This is a genomic window from Dactylosporangium sp. CA-052675 (genome assembly GCF_050947935.1).
Taxonomy (GTDB): Bacteria; Actinomycetota; Actinomycetes; order Mycobacteriales; family Micromonosporaceae; genus Dactylosporangium.
Genome location: NZ_CP192010.1, coordinates 9,379,794 through 9,404,607, shown reverse-complemented (window position 1 = coordinate 9,404,607; position 24,814 = coordinate 9,379,794). Strand labels below are relative to the sequence as shown.

Genomic DNA, 24,814 nt, shown 5'->3' with positions numbered 1-24,814 from the left:
ATCATGGGCGGCACCTTCGACCCGATCCACCACGGGCACCTCGTGGCCGCGAGCGAGGTGGCCGACCGGTTCGGGCTGGACGAGGTCGTGTTCGTCCCGACCGGGCAGCCGTGGCAGAAGAGCGAGTGCGCGGTCAGTCCGGCCGAGGACCGGTACCTCATGACCGTCATCGCCACCGCGTCCAACCCGCGCTTCACGGTCAGCCGCGTCGACATCGACCGCGGCGGGCCCACGTACACCGTGGACACGCTGCGTGACCTGCGCGCCTCGTACGGTCCCGACGCCGAGCTGTTCTTCATCACCGGCGCGGACGCGCTCGGCAAGATCCTGTCGTGGAAGGACGCCTCCGACCTGTTCGAGCTCGCGCACTTCGTGGGCGTGACCCGGCCCGGGTTCGAGCTGAGCGCGTCGCACCTGCCGGCCGACACGGTGAGCCTGGTGCAGGTCCCGGCGATGGCGATCTCCTCCACGGCGTGCCGCCGGCGCGTCGCCGAGGGCAAACCGGTCTGGTATCTGGTGCCCGACGGGGTGGTGCAGTACATCGCGAAGCGGGGTTTGTACCGAAAAGTCGGAAACATCTGATGGGCACAATGTCGTGCTCGCGTGAGAGGCTGGAACCAGCCCGGCGAACCTTGGCCGGGGTGGTCCGACGAAGGGAGTCCGGTGCCCGCTACTGAGCGTGCCCGCGAGCTGGCGCTCACCGCCGCGCAGGCGGCCGCCGACAAGAAGGCCGAGGACATCGTGATCCTCGACGTGGCCGACCAGCTGGTCATCACCGACGCGTTCCTGCTGGCCTCGGCGCCGAACGAGCGGCAGGTCCTGTCGATCGTCGACGCGATCGAGGAGCGGCTGGTGCAGCTGCCGGAGAAGGCGAAGCCGGTGCGCCGTGAGGGTGAGCGCGGCGGGCGGTGGGTGCTGCTGGACTACGTCGACATCGTGGTGCATGTCCAGCACACCGAGGAGCGCGAGTTCTACGCGCTCGACCGGCTGTGGAAGGACTGCCCGCAGATCGAGTTCGTCGATCGCGACCTTCCCGCGACCGCATGACGCTGCTGATCCTGTGGCGGCACGGTCAGACGGAGTGGAACGCGGCCCGGCGGATTCAGGGGCAGACCGACACACCGCTGTCCGCCCTCGGCATCGAGCAGGCCGCCGAGAGCGCCCCCCGGCTCGCCGCGCTGCGGCCCGCCGTCCTCGTCTCCAGTGACCTGCAGCGCGCCGCCACCACGGCGGGGGCGCTGGCCGCGGCCACCGGGCTGACCCCCACGCTCGACCCGCGGCTGCGCGAGCGCGGGTTCGGCGAGTGGGAGGGGCTCACGCACCCCGAGGCGACCGCGCGCTGGCCCGAGGCGTTCGCCCGGTGGCGGCGCGGCGAGGAGGTCGGCGACGCCGGCGTCGAGGAGATCGACGTCGTGGCGAAGCGCATGGTCGCCGTGTTGCAGGACACGGTCGACGCGGCCGGGCCCGACGCCGTGGTCGTGGCCGCGACGCACGGTGCGGCGGCCCGGTTCGCCACCGTGGCGCTGCTGGGGTGGCCGCTGGAATACGCCCCGCTGCTCGGCCCGCTGCACAACTGCCACCGCACCCATCTGCGGCACGACCCGGTGCGCGGGTGGATGCTGGACGCGCACAACCTGCCCTGATCGGCGGCGAACCCGTCCTCGTTCCCGCCCGGAACCGTCCGGGCGGGTCTAGCGTCGAAGGTGTCATGAGGTTTGTAGCGCTGATCGTCGCTGGTGGGCTCGCGCTGGGCGGGCTCGCCGGGTGCGGGTCGACGTCGGAGCCGGTCACGGCGCCGCCGCCGTCCATCGTGCCGCCCGCCCCGTCGTCGGACGTGCCGTCCGCCCGGCCGTCGCTGACCCTCGGCTCGGCCCAGCCGCTCGTCTCGGTGCGGGGCACGGTCAAGGACGGCGTCGAGCCCGGCTGCGTGCTGCTGACCACCGACAAGGAGACCTACCTCCTGCTCGGCGGCGACCGGGAGTCGATGAAGAGCGGCAAGACGCTGACCGTCTACGGCACGCCCGAGCCCACCATGATGACCACCTGCCAGCAGGGAACGCCGTTTCGTGTGAGCCGGGTCGAGAACTAGGCTTCTGGCCGTTTCCGGGATCGGCTACGGTGCGGTCATGACCCGCCCGCAGCCCGCCGTCGCCGTGGTCACCGACTCGACCGCGTATCTGCCGCCGCTGCCCGCCACCACCGGTGGCCGGCTCACCGTCGTGCCGCTCGCCGTGGTCGTCAACGGCGTGCCGGGCCTGGAGACCGCCGACATCGACTCCGCCACGGTCGCGGAGGCGCTGGGCGCGCGCCGGGTCGCCGTCACCACGTCGAGGCCGTCGCCGGAGGCGTTCGCGGAGGTGTACCGCAGGCTGCTCGACGACGGTGCGGACGGCGTGCTGTCGGTGCACCTGTCGGCGCGGCTCTCCGGCACCTACGACGCCGCGGCCCTGGCCGCCGCGGACTTCGGCGGCAAGGTCGAGGTCATCGACACCGAGTCGACCGGGATGGGGCTCGGATTCCCCGCGCTCGCCGCCGCCGAGGCGGCCGCGGGCGGGGGCACGCTCGCCGAGGTGCGCGCGGCGGCCGAGGCGGCGGCGGGGCGTACGACCACGCTGTTCTACGTCGACACGCTCGAGTTCCTCCGGCGCGGCGGGCGCATCGGGGCGGCGGCCGCGCTGCTGGGCACCGCGCTGTCGGTGAAGCCGATCCTGCACACGACCTCCGAGGGTGTCGTGGTGCGGGAGAAGGTGCGCACGGCGAGCCGGGCTTTGGCGCGTTTGGTGGATATCGCGGTCGAGTCGGCGGGATCTTCTGACGTCGATGTCGCGGTGCATCATCTGGCCGCCCCGGATCGGGCGGACGCGCTGCTCACGACGCTGAAGGAGCGCATCGGGGAGCGGCTGCGGGAGGTGTACCTGACCGAGGTCGGCGCCGTGGTCGGGGCGCACGTCGGGCCGGGCATGGTCGCGGTGGTGGTCCACAGGATTTCGTGAGTTGTCCACAGGGGGCCGGCACCGTGGATTTCGCGCGCCTAGCCTCCTGCGCATGGATCGTGTGACGCCGCTCGAGCCCGATGACGACTATCCCTGGGACGAGACCTTCCGGGAGCGCCGAAGACCTCTGACCTCCTCGTTCGATCCGGGGCGGCGCGGGGTCCGGGTGTTGCTCGTGGTGGCCGGGATCGTGGTGTGCGTCTCGGCCGGGGTGGTGTGGTTCTCGCGGCCGCACGTGACCGCGGCGCCCTCCGTGGGCGTGTCGGCGGTCGTTGGGCCGTCGTCGGCCCCGGCGGTGCTCATCGTCTCCGTGACCGGCAAGGTGCAGCGGCCCGGGCTGGTGCGGCTGCCCGCCGGGGCGCGGGTCGCCGACGCGATCGAGGCGGCCGGCGGGATCGTGGCCGGGACCGACACCACCGGGCTCAACCTGGCCCGCAAGGTCGTCGACGGGGAGATGATCGCGGTCGGGGTGCCGGCCCCGCCGGTCGCCGGGGCGGGCTCCGGCCTGGTGGACCTCAACACCGCCTCCGCCGCCGAGCTGCAGAAGCTGCCCGGCATCGGGGAGGTGCTGGCGCAGCGGATCGTCGAATACCGCGAGGCCCACGGCGGGTTTCGCGCGGTCACCGATCTGCGGCACGTCGAGGGCATCGGCGATGCGAAGTTCGCGCAGCTCAAGGACAAGGTCACGGTATGAGCGCCGACCTGCGGCTGGTGGGGGCGGCGCTGGGGTGCTGGTTCGCGGCGATCGGCTCGCTGCTCCTGCCCGCGGTGTGGGGCTGGGGGCTGGCCGGGGCCGCGCTGGTGGTGCTCTTCGCGACGTTCCGGGGCTCGCGCTGGATCGTCGCCGCCGTCGCGGCCGGGGTGGCGTGCGGCGCGGCGGCCACGGCGGCGCGGGTCGGGGAGCGGGACGCCGAGCCGCTGCGGGGCCTGGCCGCCCGGCACGCGACCGTGCTCGCCGGCCTGGAGATCACCGACGACCCGCGGCTCGGGCGGGCGCACGTCGGCCGGAACGCGACGGTGATCGTGCCGGCACGGCTCGACTGGATCGGGCTCGAACGCGAACGGGTCGAGCTGTCCTCGCGCGTGCTCGTGCTCGCGAGCGACCACGGGTGGCTCGGGCTGCTGCCGGGGCAGCACGTCCGGATCACCGGCCGGCTCTCGTCGCCCGACGGCGGGGATCTGCGGGCCGCGCTGCTGTCGGCCGACGGGGCGCCGGAGCTGGTCGGCCGGGCGCCGTGGGTGCAGCGGGCGGCCGGGTCGCTGCGCGCCGGGCTGCAGCGGGCCTGCCGGGGGCTGCCGGCCGATCCGGGCGGGTTGCTGCCGGGGCTCGTGGTCGGCGACACCAGCCGGCTCGATCCCGCGCTCGCCGAGGACTTCAAGACGACCGGGCTCACGCACCTGACCGCCGTGAGCGGCGCGAACCTGGCGATCGTGGTCGGGCTGGTGCTCGTCCTGGTGCGGTGGTGCCGGGCCGGGCCGCGGGTCGCCGCGCTGGTGTGCGTGGTCGCGCTGGCCGGGTTCGTGGTGCTCGTGCGGCCCTCGCCGAGCGTGCTGCGGGCCGCGGCCATGGGCGGGCTGGCACTCGTCGCGCTCGCGCTCGGGCGGCCCCGGGCGGCGGTGCCGGCGCTCGCCACCGGGGTGCTCGGGCTGGTCGTCGTCGACCCGGAGCTCGCCGTGGACGCCGGGTTCGCGCTGTCGGTGCTGGCCACCGGCGGGCTGGTGCTCATCGCGCCGGGCTGGACGGAGGCGCTGCGGGCGCGGGGCTGGCCGCGGGTGGCGGCCGAGGCGCTCGCGGTGCCGGCCGCGGCGCAGGCGGCGTGCGCGCCGGTGATCGCGGCGATCTCGGCCGGCGTCAGCCTGACCACGATCCCGGCCAACCTGCTCGCGGCGCCCGCGGTCGCGCCGGCCACGATCGCCGGGCTTCTGGCGGCGGTACTGTCGCCGGTTCTGCCCTCCGTGGCCGCCTTCGCCGCCTGGGTCGCCTCCTGGCCGGCCCGGTGGCTCGTGTTCGTCGCCCATCGCGGGGCCGGCGTGCCGGCCGGGCTGCTGCCGTGGCCCGGCGGGACGGGCGGCGGGCTGCTGCTCGGGGCGCTCATCGCGGCGCTGCTGGCCGGGTTCCGGTGGCCGGTCGTGCGGCGCTGGGTGCTCGTCGTCGCCGTGGCGGTCGTGCTCGGGGCCGTGCCGGTGCGCTACCTCGCCGCCGCATGGCCGCCGCGCGGGTGGCTCGTCGTGGCCTGCGACGTCGGGCAGGGCGACGCGCTCGCCGTCGCCGCCGGTCCGGGCGCGGCCGTGGTCGTCGACACCGGACCGGCCCCGGACCCGGTGGACGGGTGTCTGCGGCGGCTCGGCGTGCGGCGGGTACCGCTGCTGGTCATCAGCCACTTCCACGTCGACCACGTCGGCGGGCTCGACGGGGTGCTGCGCGGGCGGCAGGTCGACGGGCTGCTCGCGCCCGCGTTCGCGGAACCGGCCGGGGCGCGCTCGGCGGTGCTGGCGCGCGGGGTGGCCGCCGTCGCGGCGCCGGCGGGCTCCGCGCTGACGGTGGGCGCGGCGCGGATCGAGGTGCTCGGGCCGGTGCGTCCGGTGACCGGGACCCGCTCGGATCCGAACAACAACTCGCTCGTGCTGGCCGTCTCGGCTGGCGGGTTCCGCATCCTGCTCACCGGCGACGCGGAGACCGAGGAGCAGCTCAGCCTGCTCGGGCTGGACCTGCGCGCCGACGTGCTGAAGGTCGCCCACCACGGCTCCGCGTATCAGGCGCCGGAGTTCCTCGCGGCGGTGCGGCCCCGGGTGGCGCTGGTCAGCGTGGGGGTGGGCAACGACTACGGGCATCCGAACCCCTCGTTGATGGCGACGCTGGCCCGGGACGGGGCCCGGGTCATGCGGACCGACCAGCTGGGGGACCTGGCCGTCGTGCGCGACGGCTCCGGGCACCTCGCGGTCGCGGCCCGGGATGCGTGACACGATGGGCCGCGTGTCGAACCTTCCGCGCCTTCGCCTGGTGATCGGCGACGAGGAGCTGCTCGTCTCCCGCGCCGTCGCCGAGACCATCGCCGCCGCCCGTGCCGAGGAGCCCGACACGGAGGTGCGGCAGCGGGCCGGCGGGGAGCTGGTCGCCGGGGAGCTGGCCGAGATGCTGAGCCCCTCGCTGTTCGGCGGGCGGCGGGTCATCGTCGTGCTCGACGGGCAGGACGCGAAGAAGGACGTCTCGGCGGCGCTGACCGCCTACGCGAAGGCGCCCGAGGACGACGTGGTGCTCGTGGTCACGCACGCCGGCGGGGCCAAGGGCAAGGCGCTCGCCGACGCCATGAAGGCGGCCGGTGCCGACGTCGTGCCCGCCGCGAAGATCGGCAAGCACCGCGAGCGGGTCGACTTCGTCAAGAACGAGATCCGGCGGCAGGGCGGCAAGATCGGCGACGACGCGGCCGAGGCGCTGCTCGCGGCGGTCGGCAACGACCTGCGGGAGATCGTCGCGGCCTGTTCGCAGCTCGTCGCCGACACCGGCGGGCGGATCGACGCCAAGATCGTCGCGCAGTACTACAAGGGCCGGGCCGAGGTGTCCGGCTTCAGCGTCGCCGACGCCGTGATGGTCGGCGACACGGCCGGCGCGCTGGAGGCGCTGCGGTGGGCGCTGCACGTCGGCGTCGACCCCGTGCCGATCGCCGACGCCATCGCCGACGGGGTCCGCACGGTCGCCCGGGTGGCCTCCGCCGGCAAGGGCAGCGCATACCAACTCGCCGGGAGTTTGGGAATGCCTCCGTGGAAGGTCGAACGCGCGCAGCGCCAAGCCCGTGGCTGGACGGCCGAGGCGCTCGTTGATGCCATGCGAGCGGCTGCAGAGTGCAACGCCGCCGTGAAGGGTGGATCGGATGACCGCGGCTATGCCCTCGAGCGGGCGGTGTTCGCAGTGGTCGCTGCGCGCGGTGGAGGAATAGGACGATGACGACGAGCAACGGGTTCGCGCAACAGGCTCCGCTCTACGTCCGTGCGCTGCGGCTTCGGCACCTGCACGTGGGCGGCTTCGTGAGTTTCCTGCTGTTCGAGTGCATGATCGCCGCCGGGGTGCTGCTGGCGCTGGCCGAGTTGGTCAGCTGGTGGGCGGTCCCGGTCCTGCCGGCCGTCGTGGCGATCATGGTCAAGGTCAACGACATGGTCATCGGCGGGTCCCGCCGCGCCCGGGCATTGGTGCGCGGAGCGGAGCGGGGTTCACTCGATCGGGCGTCCTCCACTCGGGTGGATCCGGATGGCCGCATCGGCGAGCCGGCCTCGGTTCCCCGGCGTACCACGACCGCGCTCGACCGCGCCGAGATCGCCCGCGCCGGGCGGACGGCGGGTCGGGCGGGTTCGGACGCGTCCGCGGCTCGGTCCGACGCGTCCGCCGCCCGGTCCGACGCGTCTGCCCTCCGGTCGGACGCGTCCGCTCGCGCCGGCGCCGAGGCGTCCGCCGCTCCGGCGGCCGCGCCGGCGGTGCGGACGCGGACCGTCGAGCCGCCGGCGCAGCGCAAGAAGGTGGGGGTCATCAAGATCTCCGTGCCGCCGAAGGACGCGGGGTCCCGGCACGCGGCCGAGGACGACGGGAACCGGGAGGTGGTCGACGCCGGCTACGGGATCTCGCCCGCCTCGGACGACGCCCCCGTCCCCGTGGTGGACGCCCCGGCGTCGCACGGCTCAGCGGCTCCGGCTTCGTACGCTTCGGACGGCTCGGCTTCGTACGCCCCGGAGGCTTCGGCTTCGTACGCCTCGGAGGCTTCGTACGCCTCGGAGGTCCCGGCTTCGCACGCGCTGGAGGCGGCCGGCGAGGAGTGGACCGACACCGACTCGCACGGGTTCCAGCGGTCGCGGCTGCTGCACCCGTCGGAGTGGAGCGACCGGCCGGCGCAGGATCGCCGCGGCGACCAGCCGGTGCACAATCGCTGGCGCGACCAGCCGGCGCAGGACCCTTGGGCGGAGCAGGCGGCCGCGACCTCCGCCGAGCCGGTGCGCGATCCGGCGCCGATGGACTGGCCGACCGAGACCAACGCGTGGGGCGATCGGGCGGCGTGGAGCACCCCGGCCGTCCCGGGCGCGCAGGCGCAGGCCAACTGGGGCGACGAGACCGCGTGGGGCGATCGGGCGGCCTGGGAGGCCGGGGAGAACGCGCGCGGGGCGCAGTACTCGGCCGCGGCCGACGCCAGCGAGTGGGACGACGAGACCGGGTTCGCCGACCAGGCGGCCTGGGGCACTCCGGCGCGGTCGCCGTATGGGTCCGGATCGTTGTACGCGTCCGGCTCGTCGTGGGGCGAGTGGGAGCCGGGGGCGCCCGACTACGTGTCGGACTACACCGGGGAGAGCACGGGGCCGCAGCAGGCGGCTCGCGATCTGGCGGCGCGCGGGGAGGCGTACCGGTCGGGGGAGTCCACCGGCGGACACCGGCGCTATGACGAGGAGCAGAACCACGGGCACGACACCCGGCCGCTGCGCCCGGAGACGCCCGGGCGGCACGCTCGGCCGCAGACGCCTCCGCCCGGGCGGAGGCGGTCGGACGAGACCGACAACGTGACGTCGAGGCATTTCGGCTCGGGGCGGCACGCGGACCGGGGCTGGCGGTCGGATGACGAGCTGGCTCGGCAGCGTACCGGTGGGGTCAACCAGGGGCGGTTTGCCTGAAGCTTTGTGCCGCCGGCTCGCCGTTGAGGGTCGGCATGTAACCGGTAAATCCAATTTATCCGGCATGTGAGTGTCGGTGGTGTGGCCTTGGAGGATCGGTGGGCTTCGGCTTTCCGATGTTCCAGGGCCACTTTTGTTCCACGGCCACTTTGTTCCAGGGCCACTTTTGTTCCAGGGCCACTTTGGTTTTAGGGCCACTTTTGTGCTTGGGGGCTGCGGGGATTCCCGGGCTTCGGCGTGTTGCTCAGCGGAGGCGGGAAGTTGGGACGCGGCCCGGCGTTGAGGTGTCACGGATGCGATGGCGGCGCGGGACGGGCTGGTGGTGCGACGTTGCGATGCCGCTGCGCGACGGGCGGGCGGCGCGGGGTCTCACGGGCGGCGAGCCGGTGTGGTGCGGCGGTCGGGCGCGGCACGCGGCGCGGCGCCTCGTCGAGCTGCGCGCCGCGAGGGGCGGCCGATGGTCCCCGTGGGACGGGGCCGGGTGCGCCGCCGCGGTGCGGAGGATTGAGCCGGCCGGGTTGATGCGGCCGCGGCGGTGCGGGCGTTCGGCTTGGCCGCGTTCGTGCGGCGGGGGGCGTTCGGCTTGGCCGCGTTCGTGCGGCTCGGGGTGCGGGCGTTCGGCCTGGCCGCGCTCGCGCTCGTGCGGCTGGGGCGGTGCGGGCGTTCGGCCTGGCCGCGCTCGCGCTCGCGCGGCTGGGGCGGTGCGGGCGTTCGGCCTGGCCGCGCTCGCGCTCGCGCGGCTGGGGCGGTGCGGGTGTTCGGCCTGGGGCTGGGCACGGCGAAAGCGCCGCTCCACCTAGGTGGGCGGCGCTTTTCGCAGGGCTCGCGAGCTGCTGCTGCTCCGGTCAGGCGGAGGTCAGGCCGTGCAGCTTCTTGGTGATGGCCGACTTGCGGTTGGCGGCCTGGTTCTTGTGGATCACGCCCTTGCTGGCGGCCTTGTCCAGCTTGCGGGAAGCGTCACGGAGCAGCGCGGCGGCGGTGTCGTTGTCGCCGGCGGCGGTCGCCTCGTGGAACTTGCGGATGGCCGTCTTCAGCGACGACTTCACCGACTTGTTGCGCAGGCGGCGCTTCTCGTTCTGCCGGTTGCGCTTGATCTGGGACTTGATGTTCGCCACGCGACAGCCTCGTCTTGATAGCTCGGGTTGGATTCCTTGAGCGCATGGCACGACGGCGCGTCACCTAGCGCGATGAATCAGGCTACCAGGTCACCCCGCGGCCAGCCAAAACGGGCCGCGTCCGAGAGGGGGACGCGGAGGGCGCGGGCCGGAACAGGGAACCGGCGCCGCCTCCACGAGGGAGGTGGCGCCGGTTCGCGAGGGAGCTTCGGTCGGGGATCAGAGGGCGCTGCCCTTCACGTACTGGTCCCAGGGGAGTTCCCAGTCCGTCCAGCCGTCGCCGTACTTCACGCGCTCCTCGGTGCCCTTCACGATCACCGGGTCGCCGATGTGGGTCACGCCGTAGAGCCACTGGGCCAGCTCCAGGCTCACGTTGACGCAGCCGTGGGAGACGTTGCGCTTGCCCTGGTCGGGGACGGACCAGGGGGCGGCGTGGATGTACTGGCCGCTCCACGTGATGCGCTGCGGGAACTGCACCTTGGTGCGGTAGCCGTCGGGGGAGTCGACGGGCACGCCGTAGGTGGAGGAGTCGAACCACTCCCACTCGTTCTTCACCATCACGATGAAGTTGCCGCTGTCCGAGGGGTTGCTCGGCTTGCCGAGGCTGATCGGCATCGTCTTGAGGACCACGCCGTCCTCGGTCACGGTCATCTTCTTCGTGGCGTTGTCGGCTTCCATGATGAGCTTCTTGCCGACGGTGGCATCGACGGTGAGGTCCTGCTGCCCGTACGATTTGTTGCCCAGCGACACCCCGCCCAGCGCGGCGCGCAGCTTCAGCTTGGTGCCGGCCTGCCAGTACTCCTTCGGGCGGTAGTGCACCTCCTTGGCGCTGAACCAGTTCCAGCTGCCCTCCTGCGGCGGGTCGGAGGACATGAACAGCCGGCGCTGGACCGCGGCCCGGGCCTCCTTGGGCACGTCGTTGGCGAAGTTCAGGATCATCGGCATGCCGACGCCCACGACCTGGTTGTCCCCGACCTGGCTGGTGACCCGGACCAGGTTCGACGGCTTGGCCATCGTGGTGAACCTCACCTCGCCGGTGGCGCCGTCGGCCTTCACGGTCGCGGTGTACTCGGTGCCCCATTTAAGCTGTTTGTCAGGCACCCAGTGCACGCCGTCGGTCGCGGGGGCCGATGCCTCCGCCGACGGGCCGGCCGATGCGGCGGACTTCGGCGGCTGCTGGTCGACCGCGTTGCCCGTGATGGTCGCGCCGGACGCGTCCTTCAGGGTCACCTCGGCCGACTCGGGGGCGTTGAAGACGAGGTCGAGCGCCGTGGAGACGTCCTTCGCGCCGTCGGCCGGCGAGGTGATCGGGATCTTCTTGCTCTCGGCGGGGCCTGCGGAGGTACCGCTGCCGGGGCTCTTCCATGAGGTATCGGAGTTCGAGCACGCACTGAGTGCCAGCGCGCTCACCACCAGCAACGACAACCATCGAGACCGCATGCACCCAGCTTGCCCGATGCTCGCAAAGCCGCAAACGCGCCGAGCGGACCCGCGCGGTGGACGGCTCTTCGGGGGCGGTGGGGCGGTAGGTGGACGGCGAAGCCCCGGGGGCGCGACGCCGCACCCGCGCCGAGCGCACCCGCGCGGGTGGACGACCCTCAGGGGCAGTAGGCGGGTAGGCGCACGACGAAGGTGGTGCCCGGTTTGTCGCCGTGATCCGTCACCGTGATGCTGCCGCCGTGGCGCTCGACCACCGTGCGGCTGATCGCCAGGCCCAGGCCGGTGCCCGGTACGCCCTGGTTGCGGATGTTCGAGCCGCGGAAGAAGCGCTCGAAGAGCCGCGACCGCTCCTCCTGCGGAATCCCGACCCCGGTGTCGACCACGTGCAGGGTGACGCCGGCCACGTCGCTGTCCAGGCGGATCTCGACGCGGCCGCCCGGGGGCGTGAACTTCACCGCGTTGGTCACGAGGTGGTCGACGACCTTGCGCAGGCGCGGGAGGTCGCCGGCGACGGGAGCGGCCCCCTCGGGCAGGACGACCGTGACGTCGAGGTCCTTCTCGCGCGCGGCCTGGGCGTTGGCGTCGGCGACCTCGCGCACCACGGCGGCGAAGTCCAGCGGGCGCTCGACCATGGTGACGTAGCCGCTCTCCAGGCCGGCGAGGTCGAGCAGGTCGTCGATGATGGCGCGCAGGTTCTCCGCGTTGCGCGCGATCACGGCCAGGAACTGCTCGCGCGTGGCCTCGTCGTCGTGGTCGTCGTGCAGGAGCAGCTCGGTGTACGACGAGATCGACGTCAGCGGCGTGCGCAGCTCGTGGCCGACCAGCGCGATGAACTCGTCCTTGGTGCGGGCCAGCTGTTTGGCGAGGTCCTCGGCCCGGCGCCGCTCCAGGAACTGCCCGACGTGCGCGGCGATGCCCGACAGCAGCGCGATCAGGGACTGCTCGGGCTGCTCGGCGGCGTCGCCGAAGAAGCTCAGCGTGCCGGTGACCCCGGAGCCGTCGCGGATCGGGATCGCCAGGCCCACGCGCAGCCCGTGCTTGGCCAGCGAGGGCACGTTGAGGTGGCTGTTGACCGCGGAGATGTCGGGGATCCAGGTCGGCTGGCCCGTCTCCCACGCCACGCCCGAGACGCCCTTGCCGGGGGCGAGCGGGTCCGGGTAGGGGATCTCGTACCCCGGCTCCGTCCACATCGCCGCGTTGCGCAGCACGTTGCCGACCCTGTCCACGAGCCACATCTCCGAGTGCGGCCAGTGCAGCGTGCGCGCGACGGTCTCCAGCAGCTCGGGGCCGGCCTCCTCAATGGTCGGGGCCTGCTCCAGGATGCGCGACACGGCCAGCTCGCACTCGATGAGCCGCTGGGCCCGGCGGCGTTCGGTGACCTCGTGCAGGGCCGCGACCGCGCCGAGGCGGGTGCCGTCGGAGTCGCGGATCGGCTGGGCGTTCACGGTGAACGAGCGGCGGGGCCGGTCCGGCAGGTGGATGACGAACTCGGCGTCGCGGATGTGCTCGCCGCGGAAGGCCCGGGTGAGCGGCATGTCCTCGCCGGTGATCGTCTCGCCGCCCGGGGCGCTGCGCAGCACGGTCCAGGCGTCCTGGGTGGAGCCGTCGGCGTCGTGGCCGGTGATGTCCCGCATCGCGCGGTTGAACAGGATCAGCCTGCCGCGCTCGTCGCTGGCGACCACGCCGGCGTCGAGGTTGTCCAGCAGGGCGGAGAGGAAGTGGCGTTCGCGGGCGAGCTGCCGCTCGGCGGTGACGCGCTCGCTGATGTCGTAGATGAACGCGTGCGCGTGCCGCCCGAGCGTGCCCTCGACGACGTTGAGCGTGATCTCGACGGGGAACTCGTCGCCGGCGCGGTTCACGGCGTACAGCTGCAGACGCTGGCCGATGAGCCGGGGCACCCCGCCGCGGGCCAGGCGCATGAGCCCGGCGCGGTGAGCCGCCCGGAAGCGCTCGGGGATGATCAGCTCGTGCACGTGCTGGCCGATCGCCTCGGCGGCGGTCCAGCCGAAGGTGCGCTCGGCCGCGCGGTTCCAGCGCGTGATCTCGCCGGTCAGCTCGATGGCGACGAAGGCCTCCAGGGCCGTCTCCAGCACGGCGTCGGTCTCGGCGGCGGCGAGCGCGATGTCCTCGCGGGAGGTCTCCGCGGCCAGCATGACCTCGATGAGCCCGGCGCACTCGGCGATCGCGGCGATGTCCTCGTCGGTCCAGTGCCGCGGCACCGAGTCGGTCACGCACACCGCGCCGAGCGTGTTCCCGGCGGTGTCGTGGACGGGCTGGCCGAGGTACGCCGTGATGTGCCGGCTGGTCACCACGCCCAGGTCGCGCAGCACGGGGTCCTCGCGCGCGTCGCGGACCACCAGCGCGGAGTCCTCGCTGACCACGAACTGGCAGAAGGAGCTCGTGGCCGGCTCGGCGTGCACGTGGTCGAGGTCCGGCGGCAGCCCGTGCCGGCCGACCACGTGCATGCGCTCGTCGTCGACGAGCGTGAGCAGGCCGACCGGGGCGACCACCGAGCGGGCCGCCAGCCGGACGAGGCCGTCGACCGGGGCCGACGAGGAGCTCAGGAGCAGGTGCGCGCGGCGCAGGGCGCGCAGTCGTTCGGGCCGCGCGAGCACGCCGGTATCGAGTTGCGGCATACCACCCCCAACCCGCAAACACGTACCAGCGATCGTACTCGCCAAATGGTGCATATCCCGGCTAAAGCCGCAGCTGGGTGGCGCGCGCCAGCGTGGATTCGGGAGACTCGCCGGTCGTCAGGTCGATGTCCTCGTCGATCCGGCCGTCGCCGAGGCGGATCAGCCGGTCGCAGCGGGCCGCGATCGGCTGCTCGTGCGTGGCCAGCAGCACCGTCATGCCGTGCTCGTCGCGCAGCTCCAGCAGCAGGTCGAGGATCTGCGTGCCGTGGGCCGAGTCGAGGTTGCCGGTCGGCTCGTCGGCCAGCAGGAGCCGCGGCGCGCCGATGAGCGCCCGGGCGATCGCGACGCGCTGCTGCTGGCCGCCGGAGAGCTGGGCCGGCAGCGACCGCTCCCGCCCGGCGAGCCCGACCGCGTCGAGCAGCTCCCGCGCGCGGGCGCGCTTGTCGAACCCGACCTTGAACGGCAGCACCGGGGCGATCACGTTGTCCAGCGCGGTCAGGGCGGGCAGCAGGTGGTACCGCTGGAAGACGAACCCGACCGTGCGCCGGTACTGCGACAGCCTCCGCCGCCGCAGCCCCGTCACCTCCACCCCGTCGACCACGATGGAGCCGGCGTCGGCGGACTCGATGGCGCCGACCAGGTGCAGCAGCGTGGACTTGCCCGAGCCGCTCGGCCCGGTGACGGCGGTGAAGCTGCCCGCGGCGACCTCCAGCGAGAGTTCGTCGGCGGCGACGATGTCCTGGAAACGCTTCGTGAGCCCGTCGATCGACAGCGCGGCCCCTGACATGGCGTTACTCCTCGGCGAGCAGGCGGGCGGTGGGCAGGCGCTGCAGCAGCAGCGCGGGGACGATCGCGGCCGCGGTCGCGACCAGGGCGCCGCCGGCGAGCGCGGCGGCCGCGGTCCAGAGCAGGCCGACGGTCACGGCGCCGACCAGCCAGGCCGCGCCGCCGAGGCCGAGACCGGCGCCGAGCAGGCCGCCGAGCGCGCCGATGCCGAAGCCCTCGGCGGCGACCAGGCGGGCCAGCGCCCCGGCCGTCCAGCCGGCCGCGCGCAGGGTGGCGAGCTCGGCCGAGCGGTCGCGGATGTTGAGGTAGAGCACGTCGGCGACGGCGAGGGCGCCCAGCAGTACCGTGGCGGCGACCGCGACCGTGTCGACCGATCGCACCTGCAGTGACACGGCGTCGCCGAGCAGCGTGCCGACGATCGCGCCGTGGAAGGCGAAGGTGATCGCGCCGAGGACGGTCGCCGCGGTGATGCCGATCGCCAGCGCGCCCGCGCCGAGCAGGGTCCGCCCGGGCACGCGCAGCAGGTTGCGCAGGCCCAGCCCGATCGGCCCGCGCGGGCGGCCGGCCCGGCGGGGTCGGCGCGCCGCGGGTCGCAGCCCCTTCGCCGGCCGTGCGCGAGCCGCGGACAGTGCCGGGAGCAGTCCGGCCAGAAGAGCCAGGAGCAGCGCGATCGGTACGGCCAGCAGCCCCCGCCCCCACGGAACCCGCACGTCGAGCAGGTAGCCGAGTGGACCGGCGAGCAGCATCGTCCCGGCGCCCGCGACCAGCCCGATGGCGGCGACCTCGCCCAGCACGACGCCGAACACGCGCCGGGCCGGCCAGCCGAGCGCGGTGAGCGTCGCGAGCTCGACGCGCCGGTCGCGCACCCCGGCCGTGACGGCGTTGGCCAGGAACAGCGCGCAGACCACGAGTACCAGGACGAACAGCACGACGCTCTTGCGATCCACGGCGCTCACGATCGCCGCGGCCACCCCCTTGCGGGTCCACAGCTCCGACAGCCGCAGCGCCGGCCGGCCGAACTGCCCCGCCGAGATGTCCACGAGCTGGGGCTGCGGCGAGGAGCCGTAGGTGATGTCGACGTCGAGCCCGGTCGCGGCCGCGATGCGCTCGGCCACGACCCGCACCCGCTCCCGCTCGGCCGCGCCGAAGCCGTGCACGCCGGCCACGCGCACCCGCACGGCCGAGACCGGCGCCTTGGCCGCGGTGCTCAGCCCGGCCTCGGCGTAGGCCTGGTCGAGCAGGTCGAGGCTGGTCAGCAGCGTCGGCGGGGTGGCCAGGTAGGCGGCCGGGTTGCCGTCGGGCAGCAGCGCGCCGCCGCCGAGCAGGTCGCGGCTGCGCTGGTCGCCGCCGGTGGCCACGGGGGCCTGGTAGGTCTCCATCGGGACCTTGCTCAGCGGGTCGAACGCCCGCACCCGGGCCGGGTCGTAGAGCCCGATGGTCCTGGCGATGCCGAGGTTGGTCGACTGGCTGACGGTGCGGTACGAGGTGTCGTAGATCTGCCAGGGCACGTGCACGCCGGACTCGTCCCGCAGCCGCCAGGCCTCCGGGTTGCTCGCGACCGGGACGGCGGTGAGCGAGCCGTCCGGGCGCTCGGTGTAGTCGACGCCGCCCGTGAGCATGAACGGGGCCAGGTAGTGCTGCGCCTCGAGCTCCTGCGGGTCGGCCTGCACCGTCCGCGTCTGCAGCGGCGGGCCGGTCATCGCGTCGAGGGTGGCCAGCGCGTGCGCGGGCGTGTCGCCCGGCGGCGGCTCGCTCAGCGGCACCCGGCTCAGGCCGATGCGGAGGCCGTTGTCCGGGTACGGCCGCTCGACCGACAGCACCGGCAGCGTGGCCAGGTTCATCGGCGGCCGCTTCGGCAGCACCCGGTCGCCGGGGCCGAACCAGCGCCCGGCGGTGACCGCCCGGTCCAGCCCGACCAGCCGCGCCTCGGCCCCCGGGTCGACGGCGGCGAGCAGCAGCGGGGTCTTCCAGTACAGGAAGGCCTCGGCGGTGTCGGCGGTGACGAGCCCGTCGCCGTTCTCGCCGGCCGAGCCGCGCTGGAACCGGCCGTCCGGCAGGAGCTGGTAGACGTCGAGGCGGGTGCCCTGCAGGTCGTTCATCAGGTTCGACATCTCGCCCCGGTCGATCCAGTCGCAGACCGGCCGGCCCTCCTCGAGGACGGGCACCGTGTCGGCGCACAGGTCGCGGCCGACGCGCACCGAGCCGTCGCTGTACTCCACCCGGGACGAGCTGGCCCCGTTCATCTTCGGCCAGGCGAGGGCGTGCTTGGTGATGTAGACGAACTGGGCCCGGCCCTTGGCGGTGCTCAGCTCGTGGTCGGCGAGGAACGTCCGGTCGACGCGGATGAGCTGCCGGTCGAGCGAGCGGTCGACCAGGCCGGTGACGTCGGCGAGGGCGATGCGGCTCTGGTTGGCGTAGCCGGCCATCGCGATCGGGGCGGCCACGTCCACGCCGTCGAGGGCGGCGATCCTGGACACCTGGTCGCGGGTGATCCCGCCGTAGATGCCGCTGAGCGAGTTGGGGCGGACCTTCTGCCGGTCGTTCTCCAGCGCCGTGCGGGTGTCCTCGGGTCGCACCAGCACCTGGTAGGCGGCCACGGCCGACCGGTTCACCTCGCCGGTGACCTCCAGCCGGGCGGTGTCGGTCGCCCCGGTGAGCACGGTGAAGCCGGTGGTCGCCACCAGGACGCCGAGCAGCAGCGCCACCGACCTCGCCGCGCGCCCCCGTAGATGCGCCCAGATGAATGGGATCACGCGCCTACTCTGTCGCAATGCATTGTGACAATGCAAGGGGTAGCATCTCGGGTCATGCCGATCCATCACGCGGTGCTGTCGCTGCTGTCGCACGGGCCGAGCTACGGCTACGAGCTCAAGGGCGCGTTCGAGACGGCGGTCGGCCCGCAGTGGGGACCGCTGAACATCGGCCACCTCTACCAGATCCTGGACCGGCTCTCCCGCGACGGGATGGTGGTCTCGCAGCGCCACGCCCAGGCGGTCAAGCCGGACCGGGTGGTCTACGAGATCACCGGCGCCGGCCACGAGGAGCTGCGGCGCTGGCTCGGCGAGGCGTCCCCGCGCAGCGGCGGGTTCCGCGACGACTTCTTCCTGAAGGTGACGGCCGCGGCCCGCTCCGGCGACGCGGACACGGTCAAGACGGTGCTGTCGCAGCAGCGGACGTATCTCATGCGCGAGCTGCGCAACCTCGACGGCCTGCGGCGCCGGGCGGAGGACCCGGTGGTGGCCCTGCTGCTCTCGGCCGCGGCCCGGCACGTGGAGGCCGACCTGGCCTTCGTCGAGGACGCCGACCGCGCCCTGCTGCGCACCCCCGGCGGCCTGCCGGTCGCCGTCGCGAAGGCCCCGGCCGCCGAGGGGCTGCGTTCAGCGGGGTAGCAGCGCGTCGGGGCGCAGGTCGGGGATCTCGAACGGCTCGCCCAGCAGCCGGGCCGCGGCCAGCCGGGCCAGGGCGGGCGCGGTCTGGATGCCGGTGCCGCCGAGGCCCGCGAACCAGAAGAGGCCGTCCTGCTCCGGGTCGGGGCCGACGACCGGGTTGCGGTCGGGAGCGAAGGTGCGCAGGCCCGCCCAGCTGGTGCGGACGCGGGCGAGGTGCAGGGTCGTCGCGGCCGTCACGCGCTCCACGGCCACGGTCACGTCCTGGGGCGCGGCCTCCGCGTCCGTGGGCGGGCTCGGGGTCTCGTCGGCGGCGGAGATCAGCAGGCCGCCGCGCTCCGGGCGGAAGTAGAAGCGGTTCGCCACGTCCAGGACCAGGGGCCAGGCCGGCCCGACGCCGTCCGCGGAGGCGATCGCGACCGTGCGGCGGTAGCTGGTCAGGCCGGCCCCCCGCACCTCCAGCCGGGCCGCGACCGCGTCCGCCCAGGCCCCGGCGGCGTTGACGATCCGGGTCGCGGTCAGCTCGCCGCGGTCGGTCGTGACCGTCCACCGCCCGCGGGCCGCGTCCCAGGTGCCGGACTCGAGGCCGATCGCGGTGCGCAGGACGGCGCCGGCGGCGTTGGCGCGGTCGCGGTACTGCTGCTGCAGCGCGTCCACGTCCACGTCCTGCGCGGTGCGCTCCACCGCGGCCCGGGCCGCGGCCCCGGGGCGCAGCGCGGGGCAGAGGGTCCGGGCGGCCGCCGGGTCGACGGCGCGCAGGGACGGGTTCGCGGTCAGCAGGGCGTTGACGGCGCCGAGGTGGTCCTCGTCGGCCACCCAGACCACCGGGCGGGCCCGCAGCAGGGGCGTGCCGGACTCGGCGCCGAGCGCGTCGAGGATGGTGCGGGAGGCGCGGGCGAGGGCGCGCTGCTCGGGCGAGCCCAGGCTCTCCGACAGCGCGGCGATCGAGCGCCCGGTCGCGTGGTACGCGTACTGGTTCTCCCGTTCGAGCAGCACGATACGCAGCTCCGGGCGGGTGCCGCCCGAGCGCTCCACCATCCGGCCGTCCAGCTCGGCGAGCTCCGCGGCGAGGGACAGGCCGGCGATGCCCCCGCCGATGATCGCCACGTCTGCGTGTTCGATGGTCCGATTGTCGCAGGGAATGAAGCGCGCGGGGCCGGGTAGCGGCGGCCGGTGCAGATCTCAGGCAAGTTCGCCGCGCTGGCCGAGGGCTGGCGCGACGCCGCGATCCTCGTCGTCGGGGACGCGTTGCTCGACGGTTGGCTGTGCGGCGCCCCGGTCCGGCTGAGCCGGGAGGCGCCGGTGCCCGTGATCGCCCTGGACGCCACCCGCGAGGTGTGCGGCGGCGCGGCCAACACCGCGGCCAACTTCGCCGCGCTCGGCGGCCGGACCACCCTGGTCGGGGCCGTCGGCGACGACGACGCCGGGGCCCGGCTGCGCACCTGCGTCTGGGACGCGGGCGTGGCCGACCGGCTCGTGACCGCGGTCGGCCGCCGGACGGTCACCAAGCGGCGGGTGGTCGCGGACGGGTACGTCCTGGTCCGCTTCGACGACGGCGACACCGGCCCGCTGAGCCCGGTCGCGGCCGAGACGCTGCTGCGCCGGCTCGAGGAGACGCTGAACACCGAGCCGCGCCCGGACGCGGTCGTCGTCTGCGACCACGGCGCCGGCACGCTCGGGCCGCGGGTGCGGGAGCTGCTCGCGGCCCGCCGCCTCGACCTGCCGCTCTTCGCCGTGGACGCGCACGACCTGGCCCCGTGGGCGTCGACCGGGCCGGACCTGGTCACCCCGAACCGGGCGGAGGCCGCGCGGGTGCTGGGCCGGGTATCGGACCGGTTGTCGGACCGGGAGGCGCCCGACTTCGACCCGGAGCGCGACCGCGGCCAGCTGCTGCGGCGCACGGGCGCGGCCGTGGTCGCGGTGACGCTCGACGCCGAGGGCTCGGCGGTGCTCAGCCTCGACGGCGAGACGGTCGCCACCGCCGCGCCGCCGGCGCCCGTCGCGCACGCGGCCGGGGCGGGCGGGGCGTACCTGGCCGGGTTCGTGCTCGCGCGGCTGGCCGGCGCCGGGCTGGCCGACTCCGCGGACGTTGCGCAGCGTTGCGCCTCCATGGCGATCCGTGGCGTCGGGACGGCCGTGATTCCGGAGGGACTCGGCCTGCCGGAGCGGGTGATATAAATTGTGATCGATGTGTGACCTAGCTGGTCTCGATGTCCGCGTGCGGACCGTCGCCGGCGCAGTGCACCAGCACGCGGACCTCGTGAGCGTCGGACCGGAAGGTGACCCGGGACTGCGGCCCCGGCGCCCGGTCCGCGTTCACGATGCGGAATCCGGCGGCGGGGCTGAGGTACCGCACCAGCACCTGACTCCCCTCGCAGCTCGCGACCACGTTCCCGCCCGGCGAGCGCAGGATTCGCGGCGCGTCCGGCGAGGGTGAGGGCGACGCGGTCACGGGGAATCCGGGGGCCGGTCGAGCCGCCTTGAGCAGGGCATTGCGCCCCGCCGTGGTCGCGTTGAGGGCCAGGGCCGTCAGCCCGCCCGCGCACAGCGTCCAGGCCAGAGCGGCCACCACCCACCGTCCACGTCGCATGGCGCCCGGAGTACCCGGGAGGTCCCGGGTACTCCGGGCGAAGAGCGAGAAAAGGGGCGAGGGTGCTTCCTACCCCTGGCGACCTTGCTGGTGACTTCCGGCCCCACGTGTCCGTATCATGCCCGAGGCGCCACCCCTCTGCCCCGCGACCCCAGCGAGGAACCGACCGCATGAGAAGCCCTTCGTGGAGAATCCGCACCTGGTCGATCCGCGCGAAGATCATCACGCTGCTGCTGCCGCCGCTGGCCTCGCTCGTGGTGATGTGGGTGTTCGCGACGACGCTGACGGCGGGGGACACCGCCGAGCTGCTCAACAGCCAGACGTACTACGCGCTGTCGGGCAAGCCGTCCGAGAACGTGATCGTCGCGCTGCAGCGCGAGCGCATGCTCACCCAGGTCTACCTCGCCTCCGGCCGCCAGGAGGGCCGGCCCGAGACCACGGCGCTCAACGAGCAGCGGGCCAAGGTCGACGAGGTGCTCACCGACTTCCGCCGCCGGGCCGCCGACACCGACCTGCAGGACGCGATCCCCGAGGTCTCCCGGGGCCGGCTGCGTGAGGTCATCAACCAGTTCGACCAGCTCGCGGCCGACCGGACCCGCATCACCCTGGGCCAGATCGACCGGGCCGAGGCGATGAACGTCTACAACTGGCCGATCGACGCGATCTACCACTGGTACGACTCCCTGCCGGGCATCAGCAACGCCCAGCTCACCCGCAACGCCCTCATCGTCATCGCCACGAGCCGCGGCCGCGAGCAGCTCGCCCGCGAGGACGCGATGATCAACGGGGTGGCCACGGCCGGGAAGTTCCAGAACACCGAGAGCTCCGACCTGATCGCGACCATCGGGGCCAAGCGCAACGTCTACGCCGACGCGACCTACGACCTGCCCAAGGGCGGCCAGACGATCTGGGACCCGATCGTCACCAGCGACTCCTACAAGCGCGTCCAGGACCTCGAGAACAAGATCATGTCCGACGCCCGGGCCGGCGCCGGGCTGCCGATCGACATCAACGCCTGGCGGGACGCGTACGACAAGCTCGTGGCCCAGCTGCGCAACTTCGATCTGCGCTTCGGCGAGGTCATCGTGGCCGACGCGGGCCCCGTCGCGACCGGCATCCTGCTGCGCGTCATCGGCGCCGGCGTGCTCGGCCTCATCGCCGTCGTGCTGTCCATCCTGCTGTCGATCCGCATCGGCCGCTCGCTCATCCGCCGGCTCGTCGGCCTGCGCCAGGACGCCCAGGACCTCGCCGACGTGCGGCTGCCGGCCCTGGTGGCCAAGCTGCGCCACGGCGAGAAGATCGACGTGGTGGCCGCGGCGCCGCCGCTGGAGTGGGGCGCCGACGAGATCGGCAAGGTGGGCAACGCGTTCAGCGCCGTGCAGCGCACCGCCGTGGAGTCCGCGGTGCACGAGGCCCAGCTGCGGCAGGGGCTCAACGAGGTCTTCCTCAACATCGCCCGGCGCAGCCAGACCCTGCTGCACCGCCAGCTCGGCCTGCTCGACCGCATGGAGCGGCGCACCACCGACCCGGAGGAGCTCGAGGACCTCTTCCGCGTCGACCACCTCGCGACCCGCATGCGCCGCCACGCCGAGGACCTGGTCATCCTGGCCGGTGCCGCGCCCGGCCGCGGCTGGCGCCACCCGGTGCCGATGGTCGACGTGATCCGCGGCGCCGTCTCCGAGGTCGAGGACTACGCGCGCGTCGGGTTCCTGGCCCTGCCCGAGGCGTCGCTGGTCGGCCGGGCCGTCGCCGACGTCATCCACCTGCTCGCCGAGGTCATCGAGAACGCGACCGCCTTCTCGCCGCCGCACACCCGCGTGCAGATCAGCGGGCAGCTGGTGCCCAACGGGTACGCGATCGAGATCGAGGACCGCGGCCTGGGCATGGCCCCGGAGGCGATCGAGGATGCCAACCAGCGGCTGGCCCAGCCGCCGGACTTCGACCCGGCCAACTCGGCCCGGCTCGGCCTCTTCGTCGTGGCGCTGCTCGCCGCCCGGCACGGCGTGCGGGTCACGCTGCGGGCCTCGGCGTACGGCGGCATCACCGCGGTCGTGCTCGTCCCGCCGCACCTGATCACCGGGGCGAGCCACGAGCTCACCGCGTCCACGCCGGCCGAGGAGCGCCAGGCCGCCGAGGAGGCGGTGCTGGAGCTGGAGGCGGCCGACGTCATCCGCCCGACCGCGGAGGCGCCGCCGCCCGAGCCGCAGCGCGTCGAGTACGTGGTCCCGCTCCCGGTCGCCCCTGCGCCGCCGGTGCCGGTCCAGCGGGCCCCCGTGGAGGACCGGGACGACAGCGGCGATGCCGATCTCACCGACGACGGGCTCCCGCGCCGCCGGCGTCAGGCCAGCCTCGCCCCGCAGCTGCGCGAGCGGCCGGAGGAGGAGCGGACCGTCGACGGCATTCCGGCGGCCCAGTTCGCGACCACCGCGGTCGGCGGGCGCTCACCCGAGCAGACACGCGCGATGATGACGTCGCTGCAGGCCGGCTTCACCAAGGGCCGCCGCGACGCCGGGCAGATCACGCCCGGCGACGACCCGAACGCACCGGAAAGGGACGCATAAGTGACGCACTCGACGAGCCGCACCGGCAAGCTCGACTGGCTCCTCGACGACCTCGTCGAGCGGGTCGAGTCGGCGCAGCACGCCGTGGTGCTTTCCGCCGACGGGCTGCTCATGGGCGCGTCCAGCGGACTCGGGCGCGACGACGCCGAGCACCTCTCGGCCGTCGCGTCCGGTTTCCAGAGCCTGGCCCGCAGCGCCGGGCGGCAGTTCAACGGCGGATCCGTCCGCCAGACCATCGTGGAGATGGACAACTCGTTCCTGTTCGTCACCGCCGCCGGGCAGGGCGCCTGTCTGGCGGTGCTCAGCGCCGCCGACTCGGACATCGGCGTGATCGCCTACGAGATGGCGATGCTGGTGACCAGGGTCGGGCAGTACCTCACCGCGCCGTCGCGACCGGGCCTCTCACACGATGCCGCGGGGTGACCGGGAGCGTGAGCACGACTGGATGGACTCCGACGCCGGACCGGTAGTCCGGCCGTACGCCGTCACGGGCGGACGCGCCAAACCGGCGGTCGGCGCCTTCGACCTGGTCGCCTTCGTGGTGAGCCGGGTCGACGGCTCGGGCGAGCCGCACCTGCTGCCCGAGCAGCGCGCGATCCTCGCGCGCACCAGCGAGCCGGTGTCGGTCGCCGAGCTCGCCTCGCATCTCGATCTCGCGCTCGGCGTTGTGCGCGTGCTGCTGGGCGACCTGCTCCAGCAGGGGCTCATCGAGATGCACGAACCGGAGTACGACCAATCCGTCGGGCCGCAGCGGCCCGACGATCGCATCCTCAAGGCGGTTGTCAATGGCCTCCGAGCGCTCTGACGGTCACGTTCCCCTCGCGGTGAAGATCCTCGTCGCGGGTGGGTTCGGCGTCGGCAAGACCACGCTCGTCAGCGCGGTGAGCGAGATCCGCCCCCTCCAGACGGAGGAGGTGCTCACCAACGCCGGCGTCGGCATCGACGACGTGCACGGCGTCGAGGGCAAGCGCACGACCACCGTGGCCATGGACTTCGGCCGGATCAGCATCAACCAGGACATCGTGCTGTACCTGTTCGGCACCCCGGGCCAGGACCGCTTCTGGTTCCTGTGGGACGAGCTGGCGCTGGGCGCGCTCGGGGCGGTGGTGCTGGCCGACACCCGCCGGCTGAACGACTGCTTCCCGTCGGTGGACTACTTCGAGCGCCGCGCCACGCCGTTCCTGGTCGCGGTGAACTGCTTCGACGGGGTGCAGAAGCACAGCGCGACGCAGATCGCCAAGGCGCTGGACCTGGACCCGGACGTGCCGGTCGTGCTCTGCGACGCGCGGGACCGGCGCTCGGTCAAGGACGTGCTGATCGCGCTGGTCGAGCACGTCATGACGCTCAAGCAGGTCGCGGCCTAGCCGATCGGCCTGCCGCCGGATCTCGGGCACCGCGGTCGTCTCCCACCAGGCGCCGCGGCGCACCGGGCCGATCGTGAAGATCCGCTCGGAGGCGCCGACGAGCCGGCCGCGCGCGTCGATGTCGAGGCCCCGGCCGGTGTCGTCGCGCCGGGCCAGGCCGTCGCGCAGCAGCGCCCGGCCGAGCCCGGTGCTCACGATGCCCTGGGGGCCGGTGCAGTTGACGACGGCCGCCCAGCCCTCGCGGCCCGGGGCGGACGTGATCGTGAAGTCGCGCAGCCGCGCGGCCGTCGCGGGCGG

Annotated in this window: 22 protein-coding genes; 15 read left to right on the top strand and 7 right to left on the bottom strand. The window is 73.9% G+C overall.

Annotated elements, in window-relative coordinates; genetic code table 11:
* Positions 1-3: 3 nt before the first annotated feature.
* The 9 genes from nadD (at position 4) to ACQP1P_RS42120 (ending at position 8,639) form a co-directional block, all read left to right on the top strand.
* Positions 4-582, top strand: coding sequence for a nicotinate-nucleotide adenylyltransferase (gene nadD / locus ACQP1P_RS42160; protein ID WP_433090345.1), 579 nt, complete (start codon positions 4-6; stop codon positions 580-582).
* A gap of 81 nt (positions 583-663) precedes the next feature.
* The gene (gene rsfS / locus ACQP1P_RS42155; protein WP_433080130.1) at positions 664-1,047 is read left to right on the top strand and encodes a ribosome silencing factor; all 384 of its coding nucleotides are present in this window, start codon (positions 664-666) and stop codon (positions 1,045-1,047) included.
* The gene (locus ACQP1P_RS42150; RefSeq protein WP_433080128.1) at positions 1,044-1,643 is read left to right on the top strand and encodes a histidine phosphatase family protein; all 600 of its coding nucleotides are present in this window, start codon (positions 1,044-1,046) and stop codon (positions 1,641-1,643) included. Before rsfS ends, ACQP1P_RS42150 begins: the two co-directional genes overlap by 4 nt.
* A 65-nt stretch (positions 1,644-1,708) precedes the next feature.
* Positions 1,709-2,089, top strand: a complete 381-nt coding sequence (locus ACQP1P_RS42145; RefSeq protein WP_433080126.1) for a hypothetical protein — start codon at positions 1,709-1,711, stop codon at positions 2,087-2,089.
* A 37-nt stretch (positions 2,090-2,126) separates the two neighbouring features.
* Complete coding sequence (locus tag ACQP1P_RS42140; RefSeq protein WP_433080124.1) at positions 2,127-2,993, top strand: DegV family protein; 867 nt, start codon at positions 2,127-2,129, stop codon at positions 2,991-2,993.
* 52 nt (positions 2,994-3,045) lie between these two features.
* Positions 3,046-3,687, top strand: a complete 642-nt coding sequence (locus tag ACQP1P_RS42135; protein WP_433080122.1) for a helix-hairpin-helix domain-containing protein — start codon at positions 3,046-3,048, stop codon at positions 3,685-3,687.
* The gene (locus ACQP1P_RS42130) at positions 3,684-5,954 is read left to right on the top strand and encodes a ComEC/Rec2 family competence protein (protein WP_433080120.1); all 2,271 of its coding nucleotides are present in this window, start codon (positions 3,684-3,686) and stop codon (positions 5,952-5,954) included. The genes ACQP1P_RS42135 and ACQP1P_RS42130 overlap by 4 nt, the downstream gene beginning before the upstream one ends.
* Positions 5,955-5,958: 4 nt before the next feature.
* Positions 5,959-6,936 carry a DNA polymerase III subunit delta gene (gene holA, locus ACQP1P_RS42125; RefSeq protein WP_433090343.1) on the top strand — a complete coding sequence of 326 codons (978 nt, stop codon included), beginning with the start codon at positions 5,959-5,961 and terminating at the stop codon, positions 6,934-6,936.
* Positions 6,933-8,639 (top strand): hypothetical protein, encoded by a 1,707-nt coding sequence (locus tag ACQP1P_RS42120; RefSeq protein WP_433080118.1) that lies wholly within the window; start codon positions 6,933-6,935, stop codon positions 8,637-8,639. Before holA ends, ACQP1P_RS42120 begins: the two co-directional genes overlap by 4 nt.
* Positions 8,640-9,484: 845 nt before the next feature.
* Here ACQP1P_RS42120 and rpsT read toward each other — a convergent pair.
* The 5 genes from rpsT to ACQP1P_RS42095 form a co-directional block, all read right to left on the bottom strand.
* Positions 9,485-9,754: a 30S ribosomal protein S20 gene (gene rpsT / locus ACQP1P_RS42115; RefSeq protein WP_433080116.1), complete on the bottom strand. Its 270-nt coding sequence runs from the start codon at positions 9,752-9,754 to the stop codon at positions 9,485-9,487.
* A 219-nt stretch (positions 9,755-9,973) separates the two neighbouring features.
* Positions 9,974-11,194, bottom strand: a complete 1,221-nt coding sequence (locus ACQP1P_RS42110; protein WP_433080114.1) for an Ig-like domain-containing protein — start codon at positions 11,192-11,194, stop codon at positions 9,974-9,976.
* A gap of 158 nt (positions 11,195-11,352) precedes the next feature.
* Positions 11,353-13,830, bottom strand: coding sequence for a PAS domain S-box protein (locus ACQP1P_RS42105; RefSeq protein WP_433080112.1), 2,478 nt, complete (start codon positions 13,828-13,830; stop codon positions 11,353-11,355).
* Positions 13,831-13,891: 61 nt separating this feature from the next.
* Positions 13,892-14,617 (bottom strand): ABC transporter ATP-binding protein, encoded by a 726-nt coding sequence (locus ACQP1P_RS42100; RefSeq protein ID WP_433080110.1) that lies wholly within the window; start codon positions 14,615-14,617, stop codon positions 13,892-13,894.
* A gap of 4 nt (positions 14,618-14,621) precedes the next feature.
* Positions 14,622-17,369, bottom strand: coding sequence for an FtsX-like permease family protein (locus ACQP1P_RS42095; protein WP_433080108.1), 2,748 nt, complete (start codon positions 17,367-17,369; stop codon positions 14,622-14,624).
* A gap of 54 nt (positions 17,370-17,423) precedes the next feature.
* On the opposite strand from ACQP1P_RS42095, the gene ACQP1P_RS42090 reads away from it, so the two are divergent.
* Entirely contained in the window at positions 17,424-18,005 is a 582-nt protein-coding gene (locus ACQP1P_RS42090) for a PadR family transcriptional regulator (protein WP_433080106.1), read from the top strand.
* Here ACQP1P_RS42090 and ACQP1P_RS42085 read toward each other — a convergent pair.
* The gene (locus ACQP1P_RS42085; RefSeq protein WP_433080104.1) at positions 17,994-19,109 is read right to left on the bottom strand and encodes an NAD(P)/FAD-dependent oxidoreductase; all 1,116 of its coding nucleotides are present in this window, start codon (positions 19,107-19,109) and stop codon (positions 17,994-17,996) included. The two genes, ACQP1P_RS42090 and ACQP1P_RS42085, sit on opposite strands and share 12 nt — an antisense overlap.
* Before the next feature lie 66 nt (positions 19,110-19,175).
* On the opposite strand from ACQP1P_RS42085, the gene ACQP1P_RS42080 reads away from it, so the two are divergent.
* Positions 19,176-20,180, top strand: a complete 1,005-nt coding sequence (locus tag ACQP1P_RS42080) for a bifunctional heptose 7-phosphate kinase/heptose 1-phosphate adenyltransferase (protein WP_433080102.1) — start codon at positions 19,176-19,178, stop codon at positions 20,178-20,180.
* A gap of 19 nt (positions 20,181-20,199) precedes the next feature.
* Here the strand turns inward: ACQP1P_RS42080 and ACQP1P_RS42075 are convergent, their stop codons facing one another.
* Positions 20,200-20,592 (bottom strand): hypothetical protein, encoded by a 393-nt coding sequence (locus ACQP1P_RS42075; protein ID WP_433080100.1) that lies wholly within the window; start codon positions 20,590-20,592, stop codon positions 20,200-20,202.
* A 170-nt stretch (positions 20,593-20,762) separates the two neighbouring features.
* Between ACQP1P_RS42075 and ACQP1P_RS42070 the strand changes: the two genes are divergently transcribed.
* Genes ACQP1P_RS42070 through ACQP1P_RS42055 form a run of 4 tightly spaced genes read left to right on the top strand, consistent with a single transcriptional unit; the run spans position 20,763 to position 24,517 of the window.
* Entirely contained in the window at positions 20,763-23,153 is a 2,391-nt protein-coding gene (locus ACQP1P_RS42070; RefSeq protein ID WP_433080098.1) for a sensor histidine kinase, read from the top strand.
* Positions 23,154-23,576: a roadblock/LC7 domain-containing protein gene (locus ACQP1P_RS42065; RefSeq protein WP_350619478.1), complete on the top strand. Its 423-nt coding sequence runs from the start codon at positions 23,154-23,156 to the stop codon at positions 23,574-23,576.
* Complete coding sequence (locus tag ACQP1P_RS42060; RefSeq protein WP_433080097.1) at positions 23,563-23,958, top strand: DUF742 domain-containing protein; 396 nt, start codon at positions 23,563-23,565, stop codon at positions 23,956-23,958. The genes ACQP1P_RS42065 and ACQP1P_RS42060 overlap by 14 nt, the downstream gene beginning before the upstream one ends.
* Complete coding sequence (locus ACQP1P_RS42055) at positions 23,939-24,517, top strand: GTP-binding protein (RefSeq protein ID WP_433090341.1); 579 nt, start codon at positions 23,939-23,941, stop codon at positions 24,515-24,517. The genes ACQP1P_RS42060 and ACQP1P_RS42055 overlap by 20 nt, the downstream gene beginning before the upstream one ends.
* Positions 24,518-24,814: the final 297 nt, after the last annotated feature.

Excerpts from the sequence above, each read along its gene's own strand:
- ACQP1P_RS42135 (WP_433080122.1), top strand. The coding sequence starts at position 3,046 with ATGGATCGTGTGACGCCGCTCGAGCCCGATGACGACTATCCCTGGGAC.
- ACQP1P_RS42090 (WP_433080106.1), top strand. The coding sequence starts at position 17,424 with ATGCCGATCCATCACGCGGTGCTGTCGCTGCTGTCGCACGGGCCGAGC.
- holA (WP_433090343.1), top strand. The coding sequence starts at position 5,959 with ATGGGCCGCGTGTCGAACCTTCCGCGCCTTCGCCTGGTGATCGGCGAC.
- ACQP1P_RS42100 (WP_433080110.1), bottom strand. The coding sequence starts at position 14,617 with ATGTCAGGGGCCGCGCTGTCGATCGACGGGCTCACGAAGCGTTTCCAG.
- ACQP1P_RS42140 (WP_433080124.1), top strand. The coding sequence starts at position 2,127 with ATGACCCGCCCGCAGCCCGCCGTCGCCGTGGTCACCGACTCGACCGCG.
- ACQP1P_RS42070 (WP_433080098.1), top strand. The coding sequence starts at position 20,763 with ATGAGAAGCCCTTCGTGGAGAATCCGCACCTGGTCGATCCGCGCGAAG.
- ACQP1P_RS42150 (WP_433080128.1), top strand. The coding sequence starts at position 1,044 with ATGACGCTGCTGATCCTGTGGCGGCACGGTCAGACGGAGTGGAACGCG.
- ACQP1P_RS42075 (WP_433080100.1), bottom strand. The coding sequence starts at position 20,592 with ATGCGACGTGGACGGTGGGTGGTGGCCGCTCTGGCCTGGACGCTGTGC.
- ACQP1P_RS42120 (WP_433080118.1), top strand. The coding sequence starts at position 6,933 with ATGACGACGAGCAACGGGTTCGCGCAACAGGCTCCGCTCTACGTCCGT.
- nadD (WP_433090345.1), top strand. The coding sequence starts at position 4 with ATGGGCGGCACCTTCGACCCGATCCACCACGGGCACCTCGTGGCCGCG.
- ACQP1P_RS42060 (WP_433080097.1), top strand. The coding sequence starts at position 23,563 with ATGCCGCGGGGTGACCGGGAGCGTGAGCACGACTGGATGGACTCCGAC.
- ACQP1P_RS42145 (WP_433080126.1), top strand. The coding sequence starts at position 1,709 with ATGAGGTTTGTAGCGCTGATCGTCGCTGGTGGGCTCGCGCTGGGCGGG.
- ACQP1P_RS42055 (WP_433090341.1), top strand. The coding sequence starts at position 23,939 with ATGGCCTCCGAGCGCTCTGACGGTCACGTTCCCCTCGCGGTGAAGATC.
- ACQP1P_RS42130 (WP_433080120.1), top strand. The coding sequence starts at position 3,684 with ATGAGCGCCGACCTGCGGCTGGTGGGGGCGGCGCTGGGGTGCTGGTTC.
- ACQP1P_RS42110 (WP_433080114.1), bottom strand. The coding sequence starts at position 11,194 with ATGCGGTCTCGATGGTTGTCGTTGCTGGTGGTGAGCGCGCTGGCACTC.
- ACQP1P_RS42105 (WP_433080112.1), bottom strand. The coding sequence starts at position 13,830 with ATGCCGCAACTCGATACCGGCGTGCTCGCGCGGCCCGAACGACTGCGC.